The following is a 569-nucleotide window of genomic DNA, read 5'->3' on the forward strand; positions in this document are numbered from 1 at the left end:
GGCCAGCAGTCTGCCAGCCAGACCCTCAAGGCTATTGCCAGAGCCTATCCCGGCAAGCTGTCTTGCACCTTGTCGCTGGTGGCGCTGGAGAACGCGCTGTTGTTGGCTTACCCACTGTTTGCCGGGTTCGCGGTGGATTCGATTATCCGTGGCGATACCACCAGTGCGTTGCTGTATGCCGCCGTGGTCATGGCGTTCTGGGCCGTTGGGGCGGCGAGACGGGCGCTGGACACCCGTACGTTCACGCGCATCTACGCGGACCTTGCGGTGCCGGTCATTCTCAACCAGCGCCAACAGAACCACAGCACCTCGAAATCGGCGGCACGGGTAGTACTTGCTCGGGAGTTTGTCGACTTCTTTGAAAAGCACGTACCTATCATCGCCACGGCGTTGGTGTCGATTGTGGGCGCGGCAGTGATGCTGATCGTGATTGAGCCATGGGTAGGCATGGCGTGCCTGGCGGCCCTGCTGCTGTGCATCACCTTGTTGCCGCGTTTTGCCCAGCGCAATCAGGCGCTGCACGAACGTCTGAACAACCGCCTGGAAAAAGAAATCGGCCTGGTCGAAAA

The 569-nt window shown here is 60.3% G+C and carries 1 protein-coding gene; it reads left to right on the forward strand.

Going from position 1 to position 569, the window contains the following annotated elements:
• On the forward strand, positions 1-569 hold a 569-nt coding region (locus HBO12_RS28195), incomplete at both ends, for an ABC transporter six-transmembrane domain-containing protein (RefSeq protein ID WP_222932621.1).

Source organism: Pseudomonas sp. WS 5059, assembly GCF_012985525.1.
Taxonomy (GTDB): Bacteria; Pseudomonadota; Gammaproteobacteria; order Pseudomonadales; family Pseudomonadaceae; genus Aquipseudomonas.